Genomic DNA, 21,580 nt, shown 5'->3' on the forward strand with positions numbered 1-21,580 from the left:
TGCTCAAGGACGAGTATCTGCAAGAAGCCTGATACCCCGCCACCACAAACAGGAAGCCCGGCATCATGCCGGGCTTCTCTTCTTATATAGCTATATGAGCGTCAGACGGGGTCAGTGGGCCTGATCCCAGTTGTCACCGGTACCCGCTTCCACCACCAGCGACACATGCAGCTCGGCTGCGGCTGACATCTTCTCCTTGATGATGGCGATGTACTCCTCCAGCTTCTCTTCGCGGATCTCGAACACCAGTTCATCGTGTACCTGCATCAGCATGCGGATCGACTGGTCTTCAATTCCGCGGATCCAGCCATCCACGTTGATCATGGCGCGCTTGATGATGTCGGCGGCCGTACCCTGCATGGGTGCGTTGATGGCGGCCCGTTCGGCTGCTTTGCGCAGACCGGCGTTGCGCGACTTGATATCCGGCAGATAGAGGCGACGGCCAAACAAAGTCTCGACATAGCCCTGGGCATCCGCCTGCTGGCGGGTGCGCTCCATGTACTCCAGCACACCCGGGTAGCGCTCGAAGTAGAGATCCATGTACTTCTGCGCTTCGGCGCGGCCGATCCCCAGCTGCTTGGCCAGACCGAAGGCGCTCATGCCATAGATGAGGCCAAAGTTGATCGCCTTGGCACTGCGGCGCATGTCGCTGGTCACCGCCTCGAGCGCCACCCCGAACACCTCGGCAGCGGTCGCCTTGTGGATGTCCTTGCCCTCGGCGAAGGCGGTCAGCAGACCCTTGTCGCCGGAGAGGTGCGCCATGATGCGCAGCTCGATCTGGGAGTAGTCCGCCGCCACCAGCTTGTAACCGGCGCACGGGATGAAGGCCTGCCGGATGCGGCGCCCCTGTTCGTTGCGTACCGGGATGTTCTGCAGGTTGGGATCGGTGGACGAGAGCCGACCGGTCGCCGCCACCGCCTGATGATAGGAGGTGTGCACCCGCCCGGTCTGCGGCTTGATCATCAACGGCAGCTTGTCGGTGTAGGTGGACTTGAGCTTGGCCAGCCCACGGTGCTCCATCAGCAGTTGCGGCAGCTCATAGGTCTCCGCCAGCTCGGCCAGCACCTCTTCCGCAGTGGATGGGGCGCCCTTGGGGGTCTTTTTGATGATCGGCAGCCCCAGCTTGGTGAAGAGGATCTCCCCCAGCTGCTTGGGCGAGGAGAGGTTGAACTCCTGCCCGGCCAGCTCGTGAGCCTGTTTCTCCAGCTCTGCCAGACGCACTTCGATCTCCTGGCTCTGCTGGTGCAGCAGTTTGGGCTCGATGGTGGTACCGAGTCGCTCCATTCGCGCCAGCACCGGCAGCAGTGGCAGTTCGATCTCGCTGAACACCTTGGCGAGACCCGGCTCGGCAGAGAGCTTGCCCCACAGCGCCTGATGCAGACGCAGGGTGATGTCGGCATCTTCCGCCGCATAAGGAGCCGCCTGCTCCAGTTCGATCTGGTTGAAGGTAAGCTGCTTGACCCCCTTGCCGGCGATATCCTCGAACGAGATGGTCTCGGCGTTCAGATACCTGCGGGCCAGGGAATCCATGTCGTGGCGGCTGGCGGTAGAGTTGAGCACATAGGACTCGAGCATGGTGTCGTAGGCGATGCCCTGCAGCTCGATACCGTGATTGAGCAGCACGTTGCGATCGTACTTGAGGTTCTGCCCCACCTTGAGACGGGCCGGATCTTCCAGCAGCGGCTTGAGCTTGCCGAGCACCACGGCCTCGGTCAGCTGCACCGGCGCCCCCAGATAATCGTGGCCGAAGGGGACGTAGGCCGCCTTGCCCGGCTCGATGGCAAAGGAGACGCCCACGACGCGCGCTTCCATATAGTCGAGACTGGTGGTCTCGGTGTCGAAGGCAAACAACGGCGCCGCCTGCAGACAGGCCAGCCACTCATCGAATTCGGCCTCGTCCAGGATGCAGCGATAGTCGGTCTCGATGGCGGCTACCGGGGCGGCACCTTCATCATCACTTTCGGCTTCGCTCTCCTCAGCGCCGCCGGACTCCAACTCTTTGATCAGGTTGCGCAGCTCGTACTCACGATAGACCGCCAGCAGAGCCTCTTTGTCGATGGGGCCGAGCTGCAGTTCTTCCAGACTCTGTTCCAGCGCCACGTCGGTCTTGATGGTGGCCAGCACGTAGGAGAGGCGCACCTGCTCTTCCTGCTCGCGGAACTTGTCGGCGAACGCCTTGGAGCCACGGAAACCGAGCGCAGCCACCTTGTCGAGGTTGGCGGCAATCTCGTCGATGCTGCCGATCCCTTGCAGCAGGGCCAGTGCGGTCTTCTCGCCGACACCGGTCATGCCGGGGATGTTGTCCACCTTGTCCCCCATCAGAGCCAGGTAGTCGATGATGAGCTCGGGCGGTACGCCGAACTTCTCGATCACCCCTTCCCGATCGGTCTTCACATCTTTCATGGTGTCGATCAGAGTGACATGGTCGGAGACCAGCTGCGCCATGTCCTTGTCGCCCGTGCTGATCAGCACCGGCAGCTGCTTCTCGGTCGCCTGGCGGGCCAGGGTGCCGATCACATCGTCAGCCTCCACCCCTTCCACCATCAGGAAGGGGAAACCCATCGCCTTGATCATCTGGTGGATGGGGGCAACCTGGCTGCGCAGATCGTCCGGCATGCTGGCCCGGTTGGCCTTGTATTCGGGATAGATGTCGTCGCGGAAAGTCTTGCCCTTGGCATCGAACACCACGGCCACGTGGCAGTCGGGGTACTGCTTGCGCAGGCTGCGCATCATGTTGGCCATGACACGGACGGCGCCGCTCGGCAAACCGGTCGAGGTGCGCAGATCGGCCTGCTGGGAGGCAAAGAAGGCGCGGTAAAGATATGAAGAGCCGTCGACCAGAATAAGGGGATTGCTAGGGGCCATGAAATCGTCCTGCCAGAGATAAACAGCCGCTAGGATGCCACAGGGCCCCCCTCACACCAAGAGGGGCAAAGACCCTGCCGGCGGATCCTCACAGGCCATCAATCTGTGGATAACTCTGTGCTCAAAAATGGGGGGCAGTATGAACCACAGTGATAAAACTGTGCACAAAAATATAAAAACCAATAAATAACAATTGGTTGCGCATGTAAAAACCGATCGCGAGACGACTTGAATGATCTCGATCAATGTGGAAAAAAATTCAAGGGAGTAAGTACGGCAGGATCCAAAACGAAACAATCCTAGCACAGCAAGATGACTTGACCAGCTGAGGACGAACGATAACCATACAAAAGTACAACAATCCATTCTGGCTCACATTTTCAACAACGAGGAGTCTGTCATGAAAAAAGTGGCCGTGATCTTGAGTGGCTGTGGCGTCTTTGACGGGGCCGAAATCCACGAGGCCGTCATCAGTCTGCTGGCGCTGGCCAGGCAGGGCGCAGCAGTCCAGTGCTTCGCTCCCAATGTTCCACAGCTCCATGTGATCAACCACCTGACCGGGGAAGTGAGTGAAGGCGAGCGCCGCAACGTGCTGGTTGAAGCGGCCCGCCTCTGCCGCGGCCAGATAAGGGACGTGGCCGAGCTGGATGCGGCCGACTACGATGCCCTGCTGGTGCCGGGTGGCTTTGGCGCCGCCAAGAACCTGTGCGACTTCGCCATCAAGGGGGCCGAGTGCCAAATCCAGCCGGATGTATTGAAGGCGTGCCAGAGCTTCGCCAGGGCCGGCAAGCCGGCCGCCTACATCTGCATCGCACCAGCCATGATCCCGCTCATCTATGGCGCCGGCACCCTGGCCACCATAGGCCACGACGAGGGTACCGCCAACGCCATCGAGGCGATGGGAGGCAGCCACCTCAACTGCCCGGTCAACGAGTTCGTGGTGGATCAGGAGCGCAAGGTAATCTCCACCCCCGCCTACATGCTGGCCAACAACATAGTGGAAGCGGCAGACGGCATCGAGAAAACCGTCAAACAGCTGCTGGCACTCTGATTGCAGACTGACCCAAACAAACGGGCCGCTCATGGAGCGGCCCGTTTTCAATTCTCGCGGATGGCGACGACTCAGATGCTTTCGCCCATCTGGTCCATCTTGCCCAGCAGGGCACGCAGACGCTCTTGCCAGGCGACGTGCTCGTTGCGCAGCTGATGGTTCTCGTCTTGCAGCTTGTTGTTCTGCTCTTTCAGCTCGTCCAGCTCCATCTTCAGCAGGGAGATGTTGTCGACGGCGGATTGTACTTTGGATTCGAGTTGCTCAAGGACTTCTAGTGACATATGCATACCTGTATGTTCAATTGCGATGCCCCACAGAGGGCGATTCAAGCGCGTGAAGCCAGCATACCCCGAGCCTATCGGCACAAACAAGCCGGTGCGCTGTAAAATGCGCCTTCCATGGATGTATTGCCTAAATATGCGTCTATTTTTCTCGCATCCTGCGCCCGGGCCACGGCCGGCCCCGCACAAGTCGCCACCCCGCCCCTGCGCAACCGCCCTGCACGCCCTTGCCGCAAGCCCGCATCATCAGGCGTGCAGGGCGATATAGGCCCCCAGCAGCAGACAGGCGACCCCGTACATCAGCAGGCCGTAGAGCAGGTTGCCGCGTAGAATTGCCCCGGCACTCAGGTTGTAGCGGGAGGCCAGCGCCAGGTTGGAGCCGGAGAGCGGACTGGTACCGGTGGCCAGCCCCCACCCCAGCAAAAAGGTCATGCCAAGCAGGCTGGGGTCCGGCGAGAGCGGCCACAACAGCGGCGCCAATCCTGAGATGCTGATGAGCGGGTGCACCCCGACGATGGCCACCAGCAGGATCAGCAACAGGGTGAGCGAAGACTCCAGCCAACCGAAGTGGTGGAAGAAGGGCAAGCCGTGGCCGCCACCCAGCTCGAACACCGACAGCGCACTGTTGATGCCGGCGGCCAGCAGGCCAGCCCCCAGAAACAGCACCAGTTGGCCGCCGATGGCGGGGAAGCGTTCCACCACCTGCCGCTTGAGAGCCGGGCCGCGCCCCGCGCTCGGCATGAAGGCAAAGGCCAGCAGCGGCGCCACCAGGGCGATCACCGCCAGGATGCCGAGATCCGGCCAGATCTGCTTGATCAGCAGCACCAGCAGGGCCAGTGCCACCGGCAATCCCAGAGTCTGCAGCCGCAGCGGATAGCCGGCAAAGTCCGCCACCCCCAGCCGCTCCACCTGCCAGGCGGTCAGCCCCATCGCCAGCAGGGTCGCCACCACCCCGAACGGCAGGATGCGCGACAGCTGCAAGCCGGGCGCATAGGTGAGCGCCACTGCCATGGCGACGAAGAAGGGGGACCAGAAGGCCGCCGCGCAGAAGACCCGGCTCAGCACCAGCACCTGACGCCGCTCAAGGGTGCCGCCCCGTTCCAGCCGATCGCCGATGATGAACAGCACCGAGAGGTTGATGACGGCCCCCAGCAGGTTGAGGCTGGCCATGGTGCTCCACAGCCCCTTGCGCCCTTGCCATGAGGTGGTGCCGGTCAAGAGGCCCGAGGTGGCGAGATTGAGGGTGCTCACCGCCGCAAACATGGTGAGCATGTTGATGTTGGGCAGCAGCCAGTCACCGGCGGTGAGGCTCGCTCCCCGCCAGCAGGAGAAGATCAACAGTGCCAGCGCCGCCCCGTACAGGGCCAGCGCCTGGCGCCGCGCCGCGCCCACCAGCCAGGGCCAGGTGAGCAGCGAGGCCCCCCAGGCCGCGATGGCTGCCGGCCAGGGGGAGAATCCCAGATAGAGGTGCAGCAGATTGAGCAGCCACATCCCCAGGATCAGATAACCCGACCAGCGCTTGGCCATCGATGCACCTCTGTCAGGGGATCAGAGACACTGATCCATGTCCAGCGAAGGCTTGTCGCACTCCGGACGACCCACGATCTTGGCGGGTACGCCCGCCACCGTGGTGTGCGGCGGCACCGGGTTGATCACCACGCTGCCGGCGCCGATCTTGGCTCCCATGCCCACCTCGATGTTGCCGAGCACCTTGGCGCCCGCCCCTATCATCACCCCTTCCCGGATCTTGGGATGGCGATCGCCGCTCTCCTTGCCGGTACCGCCCAGGGTGACGCTCTGCAGGATGGAGACATCGTCCTCGATCACCGCCGTCTCGCCCACCACTATGCCGGTGGCATGGTCAAACATGATGCCCTTGCCGATACGGGCGGCCGGGTGCACGTCCACCCCGAATACCACCGAAATCTGGTTCTGCAGGTAGAGCGCCAGCGAGCGACGCCCCTGGCGCCACAGCCAGTTGGCGACCCGGTAGCCCTGCAGGGCATGGAATCCCTTGAGGTAGAGCAGCGGGGTGGAGAAGAGATCGACCGCCGGGTCACGCTCCTGCACCGCACAGATGTCGGCCGCCACGACCGCCAGCAGCTCGGGCTCGCTGCGCAGGGCCAGCTCGATCACCTCGCGCAGGGCGATGGCGGGCATGGTGGCGCTGTCGAGCTTGTTGGCCAGCTGGAAGCTGAGGGCCGAACGCAGGTTCTTGTGATTGAGAATGGTGGAGTGGAAGAAGCTGGCCAGCATGGGCTCTTCGGTCGCCATGCTCGCCGCTTCTTGCTGAATTTTTTGCCAGGTTCTGGCAACCAGATCATCCATGTTGCAGCCTACTGTTGTTCTGAGGGAGTGCCTTGCTGTTCCTTGTGCACCACGGAGATGGGGTCCATATGAATGATGACATCCATGCGCTCGAACGCCTGACGAACCGCCAGTTCGGCTTCATCGGCAATCTGATGGGCCTTGACCAGAGGGAGCTGATCGTCCAGTTCCAGATGCAACTGCACGAAACGGGTCGGACCGGATTGGCGGGTGCGCAGATCATGCACCCCGTGTACACCTTCGACGTCACAGCAGAGGGCCATTATTCTCGCTTGTTCCTCGGCTGGCAACTGACGATCGAGCAGCGCCTGCACCGATTCATAGCCGATGTGCAGCGCTCCCCACAGCAGGAACAGCCCGATCAGGATGGCAAACAGGCCGTCGGCCCAGTACCAGCCCTGTCCCGCCAGCACCAGTGCCAGCAGCACGCCGCCGTTGAGCAGCAGGTCGGAGCGGTAGTGCAGCATGTCGGCCTTGATGGCCACGCTGTTGGTCTTGCGGATCACCAGGCTCTGGAAGCTGACCAGCAGCAGGGTCAGCACGATGGAGCCACCGCTGACCCACAGACCCGCCTCGAGCCGCTCCAGCGGCGCCTGCTTGAGCAGGGAGGAGATGCCGTGCATCACCAGCAGCAGCGCAGAACCGGAGATAAAGGCCGCCTGGATCAGCCCGGCCAGCGACTCCGCCTTGCCGTGGCCGAAGCGGTGTTCGTCGTCGGCCGGTGACAGGGCGTAGCGGATCGCCAGCAGGTTGATGATGGAGGCGCTCACGTCCATGAAGGAGTCGGTGAGGGAGGCCAGCAGGCTCGAGGAGTCGGTCATCAGCCAGGCGATCAGCTTGCCGGTGATCAGCAGGGTGGCGGTCGTGACGGCGGCCATGCTGGCTAGCGTCACCCAGCGGGAATATTGTTGATGGCTCAAAACCGGCTTTCCTCTTGCGGTTAAAAATCTATTATACCCTGACCCCGACGCCGGATTGGCGCGAAAAATCAGCGGAATGACTTCAGATGCACAAAATACTCCTGGTCGACGACGATCTCGAGCTGACCCAGTTGCTCACCGAAATTCTGACCCTGGAAGGCTTCCAGGTGACCGTCGCCGAGGATGGCGAAGAGGGCTTGCAACGGCTGGCCGAACAGCACTTCAACCTGGTGCTGCTGGACGTGATGATGCCCAAGCTCAACGGCTTCGCCATGCTGGCTCGACTGCGCAAGACCCACGACACCCCGGTGCTGATGCTGACCGCCCGTGGCGACAGCCAGGATCGGGTCAACGGGCTGGAGGCCGGGGCTGACGACTATCTCGCCAAGCCGTTCGACGATCGGGAGCTGCTGGCCCGGGTGCGCGCCATCCTGCGCCGAACCCAGGGCAGCCAGCCCCAGCGCGGCGGCAGCTCGGAAGAGGTGCGCTTCATGGATCTGGTGCTGCAACCCGGCCTGCAGCAGGCCAGCTGCCACGGCGAACTGCTGGAGCTGACCGCCACCGAATTCGGCCTGCTGGAGTGCCTGCTGCGCAACCCGGGCCAGATCGTCAGCAAGAGCCAGCTCTCCGAGCTGGTGCTCGGCAAGAAACTCGAGCCCTTCGATCGCGCCATCGACATGCACCTGAGCAACCTGCGCAAGAAGCTGCCGGAGCGCACCGATGGCCAGCCCCGCTTCAAGACGGTGCGCGGCAGAGGCTATCTGTGGCTGGAACAGGCATGAGAACCGCCCGCACCTTCAACGGTCTCTCCACCCAGATCTTCCTCTGGTTCTGGTTCATGCTGTTGCTGGTGGTGGCCGCCGTGGTGATCCTGCCAACCCTGGATCCCCGCAACATCATTCCGCTGCCGGCCCACGAGATCACCCGCCTCAACAACAACCTGAAGGCGCTGCAGAAGGGGGCCGACCCCAATCAGGATTTCGATCTGGCCCAGGCCATCGATGCCGCCGGCCTGCTGCCGGTCGACAACATCTATTTGCGCGATGCCAAGGGACAGATGCAGTCCAGCACCCGCCTGAGCAAGTTCGTGATCCGTTTCATGCTCGACTCGGACAACCCGGCCAAGCCCATGCTGGGCAGCGAGCACAAGCGGGCTATCGCCGGCCCCTTCCAGATGACGCATCACGGCCAGATCTATCACATCTACTTCGGCCTCAACGTCGAGAACTCCTATCTGTTCCTGTTCATCCAGATCCTGGATCACCCGATCCAGATCCTCGGCATCGCCATGCTGGTCAGCACCCCGCTCTGTCTGCTGCTGGCCTGGCGGCTGACCCGTCCCATCCTGCAGCTGCAGCAGTCGGTCTCCCAGCTGGCGGAGGGCAATCTGGAGGCGCAGATCCCCAACCTGGGGCGGCGGGACGAGATCGGCCAGCTGGCGGATCACGTCAGCCACATGGTCGATACCCTCAAGAACATGATCCAGAAGCAGAAGCAGCTGCTCTCCGACATCTCCCACGAACTGCGCAGCCCGCTCACCCGCATCCAGCTGGCGCAGGCGCTGATCCGCCGCAAACAGGGTGACAGCAACGAGCTGGCACGGATCGAATCGGAGATCGGCCGGCTCGACAAGCTGATCGGTGACCTGCTCGACCTGTCGCGGGTACAGCAGCATGTGGAAGCACCGGTGGTGATGCCGCTGTCCGAGCTGCTGGAGCCCATTCTGGACGATGCCATGTTCGAGGCGAACCAGAGCGGCAAGCAGCTCCGGCTGCCGCCGCTGCCGGCTGAATCGCTGCGAATGTGGCCCGATCTGCTGGCCCGGGCGCTGGAGAATCCACTGCGCAACGCGCTCAAATATGCCCGCGAGTTCATCAAGGTGGACTGGTATCGGGAGGGATTGGAGTGGGTGATGACCATCCGCGACGACGGTCCCGGTGTGCCGGTGGAGCAGCAGGCCCAGCTGTTCCTGCCCTTCTTTCGGGTGGACGATGCCCGCAACGCCAAGACCGGCGGCACCGGGTTGGGGCTGGCCATCGCCGCAGAGGCCATTGCGCGCCACGGCGGCACCATCCGCGCCAGCAGCAATCAACCGGCCGGGCTGACCATCACCATCCGCCTGCCCATCGGCTGAGCAAGCTCTTTTCATCCGTACGGGCGCTGGGTATGCTGGCGCCCTTTTCGCCCCATCAGGACGCCGTCATGCTCGACATCGTGCTCTACCAACCGGAAATTCCGCCCAACACCGGCAACATCATCCGCCTCTGCGCCAACACCGGCTATCGACTGCACTTGATAGAGCCGCTGGGGTTTGAGTGGGATGACAAGCGGGTGAAGCGGGCGGGGCTCGACTACCACGAGTTTGCCGAGGTGAAGCGCTGGCCAAGCTTCGAGGCCTTTCTGGAGGCGGTGGCACCGATGCGGGTATTCGCCTGTACCACCAAGGGGCGCACCGCCCATTCGGCGGTGCAGTTTGCCGCAGGCGATGCCCTGCTGTTCGGACCGGAGAGCCGCGGCCTGCCCATCGAGATCATCGAGAGCCTGCCGTTCGAGCAGCGGCTGCGCATCCCCATGCTGCCCCAGAGCCGCAGCATGAACCTCGCCAATGCGGTGGCGGTGTTCGTCTACGAAAGCTGGCGCCAGCTGGGCTACGCCGGCTCCCTGCAGGAGTGAACCCGACAGGTCCAGGCAGGCGCTGAGGTCAGGAGGAGGCCTGCTGCGCCTCTCCCACCCCGTGGGCTGAGTGCAGCAGCCGGCCATCGCGCTCCAGCTGCCAGCAGAGCCAGCCCAGCGTCAGCCCCCGCCCCGCCATCAGGGCCGCCATCGCGGCCCACAAGGCCGCCACGCCCCAGCCCTGACAGAGCCACCAGACCGGGAAGAAGCCGCACAGTGCCGCCACCAGCATGCTGTTGCGCATCTCCCGCGCCCGGGTCGCCCCGATGAAGACCCCGTCCAGCAGGAAGCACCAGACCGCCAGCAGCGGCATGGCGATGAGCCAGGGCAGCTGCGCGTTGGCGGCGGCGATCACCGCCGGCAGATCGGTGATGTACACGATCAGCCGGCTGCCGCCCACCGCAAACAGCAGGCTGAACGTCAGGGCAATCAACAGCGCCCAACCGAGATTGAGCACGATGGCCTCCCGCAACCCCTGCCGATCCCGCCGCCCGATGGCGCGGCCCACCATGGCCTCCACCGCGTAGGCAAAGCCATCCAGCCCATAGGAGATCAGCATCAGGAAGTTGAGCAGCACCGCATTGGCCGCCACCGCCACATCCCCCAGCCTAGCCCCCTGCAGGGTCATGAAGGCGAAACAGAGTTGCAGGCAGAGGGAGCGGATGAAGATGTCCCGGTTCAGAGCCAGCAGCCGCAGCAGAGCGGGCCACTGGCGCCAGCGCTGCCAGGCCCCCTGCCACGCCGATGCGGCCAGTCGGCGCAGATGACGGCTCACCAGCCAGAGCCCCAACCCGAGCGCGCTGTAGTCCGCCAGCAGCGAGGCGGTGGCGACCCCCTTCACCTGCCAGCCCAGCCCCAGCACGAACCAGGCATCGAGCCCCATGTTGACCAGGTTGGTGAAGATCAGCAGCAACATGGGGCTGCGCGCATCCTGCATGCCCAGCAGCCAGCCCATGATCACCAGGTTGCAGAGCGCCGCCGGGGCGCTCCAGACCCGCACCGAGACATACTCGGCGGCATAGTGCTGCACCTCGGCGGATCCACCGCTGAGCGCAATGAGAATGGGGATCAACGGCAGCAACAACAGCAGCAACGTCACTCCCAGCCCGACGGCGAGCCCCAGCGCGCGGGCCAGAGTGTCGAGCTGGCCGGCCGGGCTGCTGGCGCCGTGAGCCTGGGCGGTCAGGCCGGTGGTGGACATCCGCAAGAAGCCGAGCAGCCAGAACAGCAGGTTGATGAGGGTGGCGCCGACCGACACGCCGCCGAGGAACCAGGCCTGACCGAGATGACCGATCACCCAGGTATCCACCAGCCCCAGCAGCGGGGTGGTGACATTGGAAAACACCATGGGCAGGGCCAGGGCAAACACGGCGCGGTGGCGCCGCCCGTTCCACCACCAGACAGGGGTCAGCATGTCGGAGGGAGTCCGTTACTCATCATGCGTCGTCCAGCCGCACTATCTTGGCAAAGTCCGACACCATGCTCGCCATGACGACCCTGGGCACACTGCCCTCGCTCAGACGGGGGCGAAACACGGCCTCCAGCTTGCCGGCCGGATTGATCAGCACGATGGAGGCGGAGTGGTCGATCAGGTAGTCCTTCTCACCCTGGTCGGCAATGGAGTAGATGAGCCCCAGATTGCGCACGAACGGGAACAGCTTGTCATGGGGGCCGGTCGCCGCCTTGAACTCCGGGTTGAAGAAGGCGGTATAGGTCTTGAGGCGGGCCACGTCGTCCCGCTGCGGATCCGCCGAGATGAACACCACCTGGCTGTTTGGGGCGATCTTTTTCAGCTCGGGGTAGACGGAACGCAGATCCGCCAGGGTAGTCGGGCAGATGTCGGGACAGAAGGTGTAGCCAACGAACAGAAAGGTCCAATGGCCGGTCAGGCTGGCAGGGACGAACGGCTGGCCATCCTGATCGGTGAAGGCGAACGGATTGATGTCCCGCCCCGCCGGGTAGTAGTCGGCATGCTCGGGCAGGGAGGGCTGGTTCCAGTAAAATCCGGCCATCATGCCCCCGACCAGCAGCAGAAACAGCAAGGGGTAACGCGGTTTAACCATAAGAGAACAGACCCTTTCACTTCGACATACCCGCCAACCGGGCCCGAATGGAAGAGCCATTGTAACCCAGCCGGCGCCACACCGGTCACCCCCTTGTAGCGGATGCCCGTTCACTGGCCAACTTCCGTCAGAAGATGACGCAAGGGTCGGTGATGCCGGCCCGAACCCGCCCAAAACAGCAGCCCCACCATGGGGTGGGGCTGCACAAGAAGAGGTGGCGCTCAGGGCTGCTGTCGGCGCCGCTCATGCGGGCGTCTGGACTGTGCCCGCAGCGGGATGACGGGGGCGGTCCAGGGGGCGTCGGCCAGCCCGCCGTCATGATGGCTGTGAAACAGGCGCACCAACCGGACAATCTTGTCCTTGGGGCACCCCAGCCAGATGGTCCAGCAGGCACCCTTGTGGTGTACCCAGAGGGCATAGAAACGGGTCATCCGGTTACCCTTGATGAAACGGGTGATGGAAGAAACGGGCGATGCCAGACCCGGATCCCATGGCGAGCTTGAAGCCATACCTGTCCTCCTCGATCAACAGGTCACGCCAACCGGCACCGCCCATCACCACCAGGGTGAATGAGTCGATGACTGCCGCGTGTCGACTGCGCGAGTGTGCCGCTGCGGTGCCGACTGCCGGCGCCCTGCTGACCACTCTCCCTTCTATCCCGCAAGCGCCTCTTTGCCAGGTGTGCGCTGCACACCGCACGAGGCTGTTGTTTTTTCCTGCTGCCCTCCGGGTTCCTGCTATCAGCGATCTGGATAACGCGCGTCATGGCGAGCAGCGGGGGCGGCTCAAGCCAACGAGTCCGCCTTACCAAATGATATATCTGAAATGAATCGCCTGCGGTCACCGCCCGCAGACAAAAATGGCGGGTATCAGGATCTGATTGAAATCATGGGGAAAGGAGTACAGAAACGAAACGGCCTCCCGCAGGAGGCCGTTTCATGGCAGGGATTACATCCAGTCGGCGTTGCGAATGACGCCGACCGCCAGCCCCTCGATGGTGAGCTGCTGGCAGGAGAGATCCACCTCGATGGGGGAGAGCTCTTCGTTCTCCGGCAGCAGCCACACCTGGCTGCCCTTGCGCTGGAAGCGCTTGACGGTGACATCCTCGTCGAGCCGTGCCACCACCACCTGGCCGTTACGCACCTCCTGGGTCTTGTGCACCGCCAGCAGGTCGCCATCCAGAATGCCGATGTTCTTCATGCTCATGCCCTGCACCCGCAGCAGGAAGTCAGCCCGCGGGTGGAACAAGGCCGGATCCACCTGGTAGTGGCTCTCGATATGTTCCTGCGCCAGGATGGGCTCGCCGGCGGCCACCTTGCCGATCAGCGGCAGACCGCTCTCTTCCAGCGGCTCTTCCTCTTCGAGCAACAGGCGGATGCCGCGGGACGTGCCCGGCATGATCTCGATGACCCCCTTTTTGGCCAGGGCCTTCAGATGTTCCTCGGCCGCATTGGCCGACTTGAAACCAAGCTTCTGGGCTATCTCGGCGCGAGTCGGCGGCATGCCGGTTTCGTTCATGTTCGCCTTGATCAACTCCAGCACTTCGGCCTGGCGGGGAGTAAGGGGTTTCATAGCATGGCCACCTGTCTTTTTATACAGCACACTGGCAGTATATACAGTGCAGTGGCCAAGGCAAGGCGCAGCTGACATTTGTCGTGGCCCGGCACTCATTTGCTGCAGATTTGATCCCGCGCTGCCGACTCATCGTACCTCTCGGCGACAAGCAGTCGGTGATTTGCTATGCTCACGCCGCATTTTTTTGGAGAGCAGACGCACATGTCCCTTGGACAGAACATTTCCAGAGCCATCTTGCAATGGCCGGTCAGCGGCTTGGTCAATCACAAGAGCCTGCCGGAAAATCCCATCACCGAGCTCAAGCTGGATCCGGCCAGACCCATCGTCTACGCCCTGAAGACCAGCTCGATCACCGACCTGATGACCCTGCAACAGTGCTGCGAGGATCTCGGCCTGCCCGGCCCCTTCACCCCGCTGGAGCTGAACGGCCAGTTGCTGCCCCGTTATGTCTGTCTGGACCGTCCGCCTCCCCTGTTTGGCAAGCGCAGCAAGCCGCTTCCCTTCCTGCAGGAGTTCCACCAGCTGCTGGATCTGCACAAGCAGGATCCTGCGCTGGATATTCAGGTGGTACCCGTCACCCTATTCTGGGGCCGCGCCCCCGGCCGGGAAGGCGAAGAGGCCTCCGGCTGGAACATCATCAGCAGCCTGGCACCAAACCGCCTCAAAAAGGCGTTGATCGTGATCCTGAAAGGACGCGAGAACCTGGTGCGCTTCTCCCCGCCGCTCTCCCTGCGTCACATGGCGGACAAGCACGGCACCGACGAAGCCATCGCCCACAAGCTGGCGCGGGTCGCCCGTACCCACTTCAGCCGCCAGCAGCTGGCCGCTACCGGCCCCAAGCTGCCCAACCGCAACCTGCTGTTCAAACAGCTGCTCGATTCGAACGTCATTCAACAGGCCATCGAGGAAGAGGCCCAGCGCGAGGGAATCAGCCTGGAGAAAGCCCAGAAACGGGCCCACGGCTACATGGACGAGATCGCCTCCGACTTCTCCTACCGGCTGATCCGGCTTGGCGAGAGCTTCCTCGGCTGGCTGTGGAACAAGCTCTACCGCGGCCTCTCGGTCAACGGCGCCGAGAAGGTGCGCCAGCTGGCCCAGGAAGGGCACGAGATCGTCTATGTGCCCTGCCATCGCAGCCACATGGACTACCTGCTGCTCTCCTACGTCATCTACCACCAGGGCATGGTGCCGCCCCATATCGCGGCGGGCATCAACCTCAACTTCTGGCCGGCGGGCCCGATCTTCCGCCACGGCGGCGCCTTCTTCATCCGCCGCACCTTCAAGGGCAATCCGCTCTACAGCACGGTATTCCGGGAATACCTCAACCTGCTGTTTGCCAAGGGTTATTCGGTGGAGTTCTTCACCGAGGGTGGGCGTTCGCGTACCGGCCGCCTGTTGCCGCCCAAGACCGGCATGCTGGCGATGACCCTGCAGGCCATGATGCGCGGGCTGGACAGACCGGTGACCCTGGTGCCCGTCTATCTGGGCTACGAGCACGTGATGGAGGTGAACACCTACCACAACGAGCTCAAGGGCAGCCGCAAGGAGAAAGAGAGCTTCCTGCAGGTGCTCGGCATCCTGCGCAAGCTGCGCAACTACGGCCGCGGCTTCGTCAACTTCGGTGAGCCGCTGACCCTCAACAACTACCTCAACGAGCACGTGCCCAGCTGGAAGGAGCACATCGGCGAGGAGGAGCGTCCCGAGTGGATGGCGCCCACCGTCAACCAGCTGGCCGAGCTGCTGATGACCCGCATCAACGGGGCTGCCGCCGTCAACGGCCTAACCCTGAGCGCGCTGGCTCTGCTGGCCGCCGAGCGCCACGCCCTGACCCGCGACGAACTGCAGGCCCAGCTCAACACCTATCTGGATCTGCTCAAGCAGGTGCCCTACAGCCCGCACAGCACCATCCCGGACGAGGATGCCAAGACCCTGCTGGATCAGGCGATGGAGCTCAACAAGTTCGAGGTGAGCGAGGACAAGCTGGGCCAGATCATCAGCCTGGACCGCTATCAGGCGATCCTGCTGACCTACTACCGCAACAACATCCTCCATCTGTTCGCCATGCCCTCCCTGGTGGCGGCGCTGATCGAGCGCTGCGAGGGGATCTCCCGCAGCGAGATCGTTGCCCGCTGCATCGACATCTACCCGCTGCTCAAGACCGAGCTGTTCCTGCGCTATGAAGAGGACGAGCTGCCGGAGCTGGTCGATGCCCTGCTGGCCGAGCTGCAGCGCCAGCAGCTGATCGAGGCCCGCGACGGTGGCTTCTGGGTCAATCCGGTCAACCAGACCCGCCTGCTGCTCTTGGCCGAGAGCATTCAGGAGACCCTGCAGCGCTACGCCATCGTGCTGACCCGGGTGCTGGCCCAGCCCCGCATCGAGGCCGAGCAGCTGGAGGCGGACGGCCTGATGATGGCGGAACGCCTCGGCACCCTGCACGGCATCAACGCCCCCGAGTTCTTCGACCAGAAGCTGTTCAGTACCCTGATCCACACCCTGCGCAGCGAAGGCTACCTCGACCCGGGCTGCAAGCCGGATCTGGGCCGCTTCCAAGCGCTGGCCGACAACATAGTGCCGCTGCTGAGCACCAAGATCCGCCGCACCATCCAGGCCGGCAATCGGCTCTGACCCCGCTCGCACGACACCATAAAAAAGGCCGCAACATGCGGCCTTTTTTCATGATGGGGCTGGCTCACAGGTAGTTGATCACTACCCCGGCAAAGATCAGCGCCCCCACGTAGTTGTTGTTGAGAAACGCCTGGAAGCAGGCCTCCCGCTGCCGCTCGCGGATCAGCCGCTGCTGATAGACGAACAGCGCCGCCGCCGCCAAGAGCGACCAGTAGTAGCTGGAGCCCAGCTCGCTCAACTGCCCCACCAGCAGCAGGATCAGCAGGGTCAGCAACTGCAGCGCGCCGATGATCCGCTTGTCGTGGCGGCCGAACAGGATGGCGCTCGACTTGAGACCGAGCTTGAGGTCATCGTCCCGGTCCACCATGGCGTACTGGGTGTCGTAGGCAATGGTCCACAGCAGGTTGGCGAGAAACACCAGCCAGGCCACCGCCGGCAGGGCGTTGGCCTGAGCCGCATAGGCCATGGGAATCGACCAGGAGAAGGCCATGCCGAGCACCAGCTGGGGGATCGGGATGTAGCGCTTCATGAAGGGGTAGCAGACCGCCAGCAACAGGGCCGCGAACGACAGGCCGATGGTGAGCGGGTTCATGGTCAGCACCAGGGCGAACGAGATGAGCGCCAGCACCGCAAACAGCGCCAGCACCTCCCGCGGCTTGACCTTGCCCATGGGCAGCGGCCGGCCAGCGGTGCGCTTCACGTGACCGTCAAAGTGGCGATCCGCATAGTCGTTGATGACGCAACCGGCGGAGCGCATCAGAAACACCCCCACCACGAACACCAGCAGGGTCCAGAGATCCGGCAGGCCGTCGGCCGCCAGCCACAGTGCCCACAGGGTTGGCCACAGCAGCAGCAGGGTACCGATGGGCTTGTCGATGCGGGCCAACTGCACGTAGGCCAGTCCCCGCTCCTTGGTTAACAGATTCACTCCAGCTCCTTGTTGCATGACAGAGAGGGCAAGAAGAGTTCATGGACCAGCAGTGGCCATTGCCCCAGAAACAGACGGGAACGACGTCCCCAGACGATGCCGGCCGGACACCAGGGATTGCTCGCAATCTCGAAACAGGCCAGTTGCAGGTGATCGCGCCGGGCAGGCTCGTCACCAAAGATACGTTCGCCCAAGGGTTGCTCACCCAGCTCGCGCAGGCCGCTCTCTTGCAGGGCGGCTTCGGCAAACAGGGTCCAGCCCAGCACGGCCGGTCCATGATCGCCGTGCAGGATCACCTCGCGGCACAGGCCCATGGGGTGCTCGGCGACCACCAGCTGCTGCTCGTCGGCGTCGAGGGCGACGCTGCGATTGCCGAACAGTTGTACCGAGAAATGGCGATTGTGGCGGCGCAAGCGTCGGGTCATGGAATCGGCCTCCAGCAACCAGGGCAGCAAGGCCTCGGGCGGCTCGCACTGCGCGGGCGTCTGCCAGGGCACGAGCCGGGCAAGGGGAACAGTCAACTCGGACTTCACAGCTTCACCATCCGGAGATTTCCGTTATCAGGTTAAAATCCGGTTTATTATCCGTAAATCAATCGAGAATTGTAAGAACATCCGTGCTTGACGGCCCCGATGGCAGCATCAAAAATGGGGTATCTCTTGCTGATGAGCCATCCCTATGAAGCTATTCAAATTTCTGCTGGTGTTGTTGCTAAGCTGCGGTGCACTTCAGGCCTATGCCTCCGAAGGGGGGGAAGCCCCTGCAGAAGGGGAAGCTGCTGCCGCCAAGCCGGGTTTCTTCTATCACCTGCTGGATCCCGACATCATCACCAACTACCTGAGCGATGGCAAAACCCTCGGCTACGTCCGGGTGACGGTGGAGCTGATGGCCGAGAACGAGGCCGACCTCAAGCTGCTGGAGCAGCATGACCCCCTCATCCGTGACGCCATCATCCGCCTGATGGGCAGCAAGAGTGCCGACCAGATCAAGTCTCTGGTCAGCCGCGAAGATCTGCGCAAGGAGTGCCAGACCCGGGCCAACGAGCTGCTGGTGAAGGAAACCGGCAAGAAGGCGGTGCGCGAGCTGATCTTTACCAAGTTCCTCTATCAGTAATCTCCCGTCACCACGAGCGGGCCGCGAGATCATCCGGGCCCGCTCGCTGTTTTAGAAATGAAAATTGATTACACTAGGGCCCACCGAGTTGTCGAGGTAGTCGAGATGGGCAACAAGACCCTGTGTGAATGGCGTCGCAGCGAGATCCCGGCCGATCTCAAGACCCTGCGCAAAATCGTGCGAAAACCCAAATTCGTCTGCGGCAAGTGTGCCCGCAGCGCCAACGACAAGAGCTATCTGTGTCAGCCGCTGCGGTTGAAAGAGAAAGAAGTCTGAGCCGCCAGCCCGGCTACTGATCGGTCCAGCCCTGGCGGCCCTGCTCGAACAGCCGGCGCGCCTGGACGTCATTGGGGCAGACCCCGCGATACTCGCCACCGGAACGGCCCGCCAGATAGAGGTGCTCCGGCCGGCAATACCAGGCCAGTCCCTTCTGATGCCCCTGTTTCCACAGCTCGGCATCCACCTTCTCGCCGCACTGGGCCTGATGAAACTCGACCCGCTCGGCGGTAAAGCCCAGCTTGCCATCGGCCTCCCCCACCTCGCTCCACACCTTCTCGCACGGATCGTCCGAATGGGAGGCGCAGCCCCCGAGCAGAACGGCAAACACTATCACCGAGAGTCGCATAATCATCCTTGAGTGTCGTTTGGGCAGTTCATTCTAGCCAGAGCCGCAGCCCCCTCCAAGCACCTCTCCCCATTCCTGTGAGCCGCCCAAAAAAACAGGCGGGCCCGAGGCCCGCCTGTGTATTCAATGCGCGGATTACTGGTCGTCGAGAGGGTCATCGTCCTGCCAGCTCTCGTCTTCCCATTCATCCAGCTCGTCCTCCCAGGATTCCGGCTCCCACTCGTCGTCGAGGTCGTAATCCGGCTTGTGTCCACCCATGCTCATTCTCCTTGGATAGTGCACCCGCACTCAAAGTCTATCCAGAAAAATGGGGCTCGCCAGTCAGCGGGAGTTCAAAGTTTGACCAGGGTGCGGCCAGCAATCTTGCCCTGGGTGATGGCCTCGGCGGCCTCCACCACCTGCTCCAGCCCAATCTCGGTGACCGCCTGCGCGAAGAAGCTGGCGGGCAGATCCCGGGCCAGTCGCTGCCAGGCCAGCTGGCGACGTGCCAGCGGGCACATCACCGAATCGACCCCTTGCAACCGCACGTTGCGCAGGATGAAGGGCATCACGCTGGTGGGCAGATCGAAGCCGCCCGCCAGACCGCAGGCCGCCACGGCGCCACCGTAGTTCATCTGGGCCAGCAGCTTGGCCAGCACCTGACTGCCGACGGTATCGACCGCCCCGGCCCACAGCTGCTTCTCCAGCGGCTTGGCAGGCTCCAGCAGCTCGCTGCGCGGCACGATGCGGCTGGCACCGAGCGCGGTCAGCAGCTCGCTGCGCGGCACGATGCGGCTGGCACCGAGCGCGGTCAGCAGCTCGCCCTGCTCCGCGGGACGACCGGTCAGGGCTGCCACCTGATACCCCAGCGCGGCCAGCAATGCGACCGCGGTGGAACCCACCCCGCCGGCGGCGCCGGTCACCAGGATTTCGCCGCTCTGCGGAGTCACCCCCGCCTCCTCCAGCGCCAGCACGCAGAGCATGGCGGTCAGACCGGCGGTGCCGATGCACATGGCCTGCCGCTCATCCAGCCCGGCCGGCAGCGGCACCAGCCAGTCGGCCTTGACCCGCGCCTGTTCGGCCATGCCACCCCAGTGGCCTTCCCCCACGCCCCAGCCGGTCAGCACCACCCGGTCGCCCGGCTGATAGCGGTCGTCGGCAGATTCGAGCACGGTGCCGGCGAAGTCGATGCCGGGCACCAGCGGCCACTGGCGCACTATCTTGCCCTTGCCGGTGATGGCCAGCCCATCCTTGTAGTTGAGGGAGCTGTAGCGCACCGCCACCCGCACCTCGCCGGCCGGCAGCTGGCTCTCGTCCAGCCGGGTCAGGGTCGGCACCGTCTTGCCGTCTTGGTTTTCCAGTAACAGAGCCTTGAACATGGTTGCCTCTTTGATGAGTGTGAAAGGGGTCAGCTGCTTTGCCGCTTCTGCAGCTGGAAATCGAGGGTCAGCGCCGAGCCCATGACGGGTTCACCGGCCAGCTGACGCAGGATGAGATCGGCCGCCTCCTGCCCCATCCGCTGATAGGGGATGCGGACCGAGGTGAGGGCCGGATAGCAGGCGCGCGCCACGTCCAGATCGTCGAAACCGGCGATGGCGAGTTTGCCCGGCACGTTCAGGTGGCGACGCTGGCATTCGAACAGCACCCCGGCCGCCAGCTCGTCATTGACGCAGACCAGTGCATCCAGCTCGGGCCAGCGCAGCAGAAACTCCCCCAGCATGGCCGCCCCCGTGCTGAAGCTGGGTCGCTCCGAGGTGTTGATGATGGCATCGGGGGAGAGGTAGTTGTCCAGCAGCGCCTTCTGCCAGCCCTGCATGCGCTGCTGCAGCATCCACTGCTCCTGGCGGGCGCAGAGAAAACCGATATTGCGGTAGCCGCGCTCGATCAGGTGGCGGGTCAGCTGGTAGCCGGCATCGAAGTTGGAGACCCCGACGTTCATGTCGATGGGGCTGCGGGCCATGGCCCCCACCTCCACCACCGGCAGGCGAGCCGCCTGCAGCCGCTGGCGGATGGTCTCGCCGGGATCGCTGCCAAACAGCACCACGGCCGCCGGATTGTGCTGCAAAAAGCTGGTCAGCAGGCTCTCCTCCTGCTGTTTGAGGTGCTGGGCATCCCCCAGCATGATCTGGTAACCCTCGCCCCGCAGCGTCTGCTGCAGCCCGGCGATCACCTCGCCGCAGCCACACTCGGTCAGGCTGGGCACGATCACCACTATGGTCTGGGAAGTGGCGGACGCCAGCGCCCCCGCCGCCCGATTGGGGATATAGCCGAGTTCGTCCACCGCCGCCTCGATGCGCTCGCGCATCTTGTCGGACACCAGCTCGGGGGTGCGCAGGGCGCGCGACACCGTCATGGCCCCCACGCCGGCCAGCTGGGCCACATCGTTGAGGGTCACCCGACCCGTGCTACGGCGTTTCTTCGCTTCTGACATCCTTTCCCTTCCTCGGCATACGGGTGCTCACTTTAAGGCAAAAGCGCGGCACTGACTATTTGCTCAAACCGGATTTTACCTCCTTTGAGCCAGAGAAGGGGCAAGATGAATCCCTTCTATGGG

Annotated in this window: 23 protein-coding genes (1 of these 23 running past the window's edge); 8 read left to right on the forward strand and 15 right to left on the reverse strand. The window is 63.4% G+C overall.

The window, feature by feature from the left end; all coding sequences use genetic code 11:
- Positions 1–32 carry the 3' end of a gamma carbonic anhydrase family protein gene (locus R2E40_RS22015; RefSeq protein ID WP_041216372.1) on the forward strand. The gene continues 508 nt to the left of window position 1, outside the view, so only the last 32 of its 540 coding nucleotides appear in the window; its start codon lies beyond the left edge, outside the window; it ends in the stop codon at positions 30–32.
- Between the two features lie 79 nt (positions 33–111).
- Here the strand turns inward: R2E40_RS22015 and polA are convergent, their stop codons facing one another.
- Positions 112–2,865, reverse strand: a complete 2,754-nt coding sequence (gene polA, locus R2E40_RS22020) for a DNA polymerase I (protein ID WP_318164386.1) — start codon at positions 2,863–2,865, stop codon at positions 112–114.
- Positions 2,866–3,265: 400 nt separating this feature from the next.
- On the opposite strand from polA, the gene elbB reads away from it, so the two are divergent.
- On the forward strand, positions 3,266–3,916 hold the full coding sequence (elbB, locus tag R2E40_RS22025; RefSeq protein WP_024946128.1) for an isoprenoid biosynthesis glyoxalase ElbB: 651 nt from the start codon (positions 3,266–3,268) through the stop codon (positions 3,914–3,916).
- A gap of 71 nt (positions 3,917–3,987) precedes the next feature.
- Here the strand turns inward: elbB and R2E40_RS22030 are convergent, their stop codons facing one another.
- From R2E40_RS22030 to R2E40_RS22045, 4 genes are all read right to left on the reverse strand, one after another.
- Positions 3,988–4,197, reverse strand: a complete 210-nt coding sequence (locus R2E40_RS22030) for a cell division protein ZapB (RefSeq protein WP_016349028.1) — start codon at positions 4,195–4,197, stop codon at positions 3,988–3,990.
- Positions 4,198–4,443: 246 nt separating this feature from the next.
- Positions 4,444–5,724, reverse strand: coding sequence for a hypothetical protein (locus R2E40_RS22035; protein ID WP_318164387.1), 1,281 nt, complete (start codon positions 5,722–5,724; stop codon positions 4,444–4,446).
- 21 nt (positions 5,725–5,745) lie between these two features.
- Entirely contained in the window at positions 5,746–6,525 is a 780-nt protein-coding gene (gene cysE, locus R2E40_RS22040; RefSeq protein ID WP_011704210.1) for a serine O-acetyltransferase, read from the reverse strand.
- Positions 6,526–6,533: 8 nt separating this feature from the next.
- Entirely contained in the window at positions 6,534–7,445 is a 912-nt protein-coding gene (locus R2E40_RS22045; RefSeq protein ID WP_016349026.1) for a cation diffusion facilitator family transporter, read from the reverse strand.
- Positions 7,446–7,531: 86 nt separating this feature from the next.
- Here R2E40_RS22045 and R2E40_RS22050 point away from each other — a divergent pair, with 86 nt between their 5' ends.
- From R2E40_RS22050 to trmL, 3 genes are all read left to right on the forward strand, one after another.
- Entirely contained in the window at positions 7,532–8,227 is a 696-nt protein-coding gene (locus R2E40_RS22050) for a response regulator (protein WP_318164388.1), read from the forward strand.
- The gene (locus tag R2E40_RS22055) at positions 8,224–9,579 is read left to right on the forward strand and encodes an ATP-binding protein (protein WP_318164389.1); all 1,356 of its coding nucleotides are present in this window, start codon (positions 8,224–8,226) and stop codon (positions 9,577–9,579) included. The genes R2E40_RS22050 and R2E40_RS22055 overlap by 4 nt, the downstream gene beginning before the upstream one ends.
- A gap of 68 nt (positions 9,580–9,647) precedes the next feature.
- The gene (trmL, locus tag R2E40_RS22060; RefSeq protein ID WP_016349023.1) at positions 9,648–10,118 is read left to right on the forward strand and encodes a tRNA (uridine(34)/cytosine(34)/5-carboxymethylaminomethyluridine(34)-2'-O)-methyltransferase TrmL; all 471 of its coding nucleotides are present in this window, start codon (positions 9,648–9,650) and stop codon (positions 10,116–10,118) included.
- Between the two features lie 28 nt (positions 10,119–10,146).
- Here the strand turns inward: trmL and dinF are convergent, their stop codons facing one another.
- The 4 genes from dinF to lexA form a co-directional block, all read right to left on the reverse strand.
- The gene (gene dinF, locus R2E40_RS22065; RefSeq protein WP_318164390.1) at positions 10,147–11,532 is read right to left on the reverse strand and encodes an MATE family efflux transporter DinF; all 1,386 of its coding nucleotides are present in this window, start codon (positions 11,530–11,532) and stop codon (positions 10,147–10,149) included.
- Positions 11,533–11,554: 22 nt separating this feature from the next.
- Positions 11,555–12,181, reverse strand: a complete 627-nt coding sequence (locus R2E40_RS22070; RefSeq protein WP_016349021.1) for an SCO family protein — start codon at positions 12,179–12,181, stop codon at positions 11,555–11,557.
- Positions 12,182–12,402: 221 nt separating this feature from the next.
- On the reverse strand, positions 12,403–12,690 hold the full coding sequence (locus tag R2E40_RS22075; protein WP_011704202.1) for a hypothetical protein: 288 nt from the start codon (positions 12,688–12,690) through the stop codon (positions 12,403–12,405).
- 439 nt (positions 12,691–13,129) lie between these two features.
- Entirely contained in the window at positions 13,130–13,753 is a 624-nt protein-coding gene (lexA, locus tag R2E40_RS22080; RefSeq protein ID WP_011704201.1) for a transcriptional repressor LexA, read from the reverse strand.
- Positions 13,754–13,957: 204 nt separating this feature from the next.
- Between lexA and plsB the strand changes: the two genes are divergently transcribed.
- Positions 13,958–16,381, forward strand: a complete 2,424-nt coding sequence (gene plsB / locus R2E40_RS22085) for a glycerol-3-phosphate 1-O-acyltransferase PlsB (RefSeq protein WP_318164391.1) — start codon at positions 13,958–13,960, stop codon at positions 16,379–16,381.
- Between the two features lie 64 nt (positions 16,382–16,445).
- Here plsB and ubiA read toward each other — a convergent pair whose 3' ends face one another.
- Positions 16,446–17,309, reverse strand: a complete 864-nt coding sequence (gene ubiA, locus R2E40_RS22090) for a 4-hydroxybenzoate octaprenyltransferase (RefSeq protein WP_318164392.1) — start codon at positions 17,307–17,309, stop codon at positions 16,446–16,448.
- Positions 17,306–17,842, reverse strand: a complete 537-nt coding sequence (locus tag R2E40_RS22095; RefSeq protein ID WP_041216379.1) for a chorismate--pyruvate lyase family protein — start codon at positions 17,840–17,842, stop codon at positions 17,306–17,308. Before R2E40_RS22095 ends, ubiA begins: the two co-directional genes overlap by 4 nt.
- Positions 17,843–17,987: 145 nt before the next feature.
- On the opposite strand from R2E40_RS22095, the gene R2E40_RS22100 reads away from it, so the two are divergent.
- Together R2E40_RS22100 and R2E40_RS22105 are read left to right on the forward strand one after the other, a co-directional pair.
- The gene (locus tag R2E40_RS22100) at positions 17,988–18,422 is read left to right on the forward strand and encodes a flagellar basal body-associated FliL family protein (protein WP_011704197.1); all 435 of its coding nucleotides are present in this window, start codon (positions 17,988–17,990) and stop codon (positions 18,420–18,422) included.
- Between the two features lie 105 nt (positions 18,423–18,527).
- Positions 18,528–18,698: a hypothetical protein gene (locus R2E40_RS22105; RefSeq protein ID WP_162852082.1), complete on the forward strand. Its 171-nt coding sequence runs from the start codon at positions 18,528–18,530 to the stop codon at positions 18,696–18,698.
- Positions 18,699–18,711: 13 nt separating this feature from the next.
- Here the strand turns inward: R2E40_RS22105 and R2E40_RS22110 are convergent, their stop codons facing one another.
- The 4 genes from R2E40_RS22110 to R2E40_RS22125 form a co-directional block, all read right to left on the reverse strand.
- On the reverse strand, positions 18,712–19,053 hold the full coding sequence (locus R2E40_RS22110) for a DUF2799 domain-containing protein (protein ID WP_011704195.1): 342 nt from the start codon (positions 19,051–19,053) through the stop codon (positions 18,712–18,714).
- A 129-nt stretch (positions 19,054–19,182) separates the two neighbouring features.
- A complete protein-coding gene (locus R2E40_RS22115) occupies positions 19,183–19,305 on the reverse strand; it encodes a hypothetical protein (RefSeq protein ID WP_005307545.1) in 123 nt (40 codons plus the stop codon).
- 74 nt (positions 19,306–19,379) lie between these two features.
- Positions 19,380–20,405, reverse strand: a complete 1,026-nt coding sequence (locus R2E40_RS22120; protein WP_318164393.1) for an MDR family oxidoreductase — start codon at positions 20,403–20,405, stop codon at positions 19,380–19,382.
- A 29-nt stretch (positions 20,406–20,434) separates the two neighbouring features.
- Positions 20,435–21,457 (reverse strand): LacI family DNA-binding transcriptional regulator, encoded by a 1,023-nt coding sequence (locus tag R2E40_RS22125; RefSeq protein WP_024946139.1) that lies wholly within the window; start codon positions 21,455–21,457, stop codon positions 20,435–20,437.
- Positions 21,458–21,580: the final 123 nt, after the last annotated feature.

The organism is Aeromonas sp. CD (assembly GCF_033349375.1).
GTDB classification, from domain to species: Bacteria; Pseudomonadota; Gammaproteobacteria; order Enterobacterales; family Aeromonadaceae; genus Aeromonas; species Aeromonas hydrophila.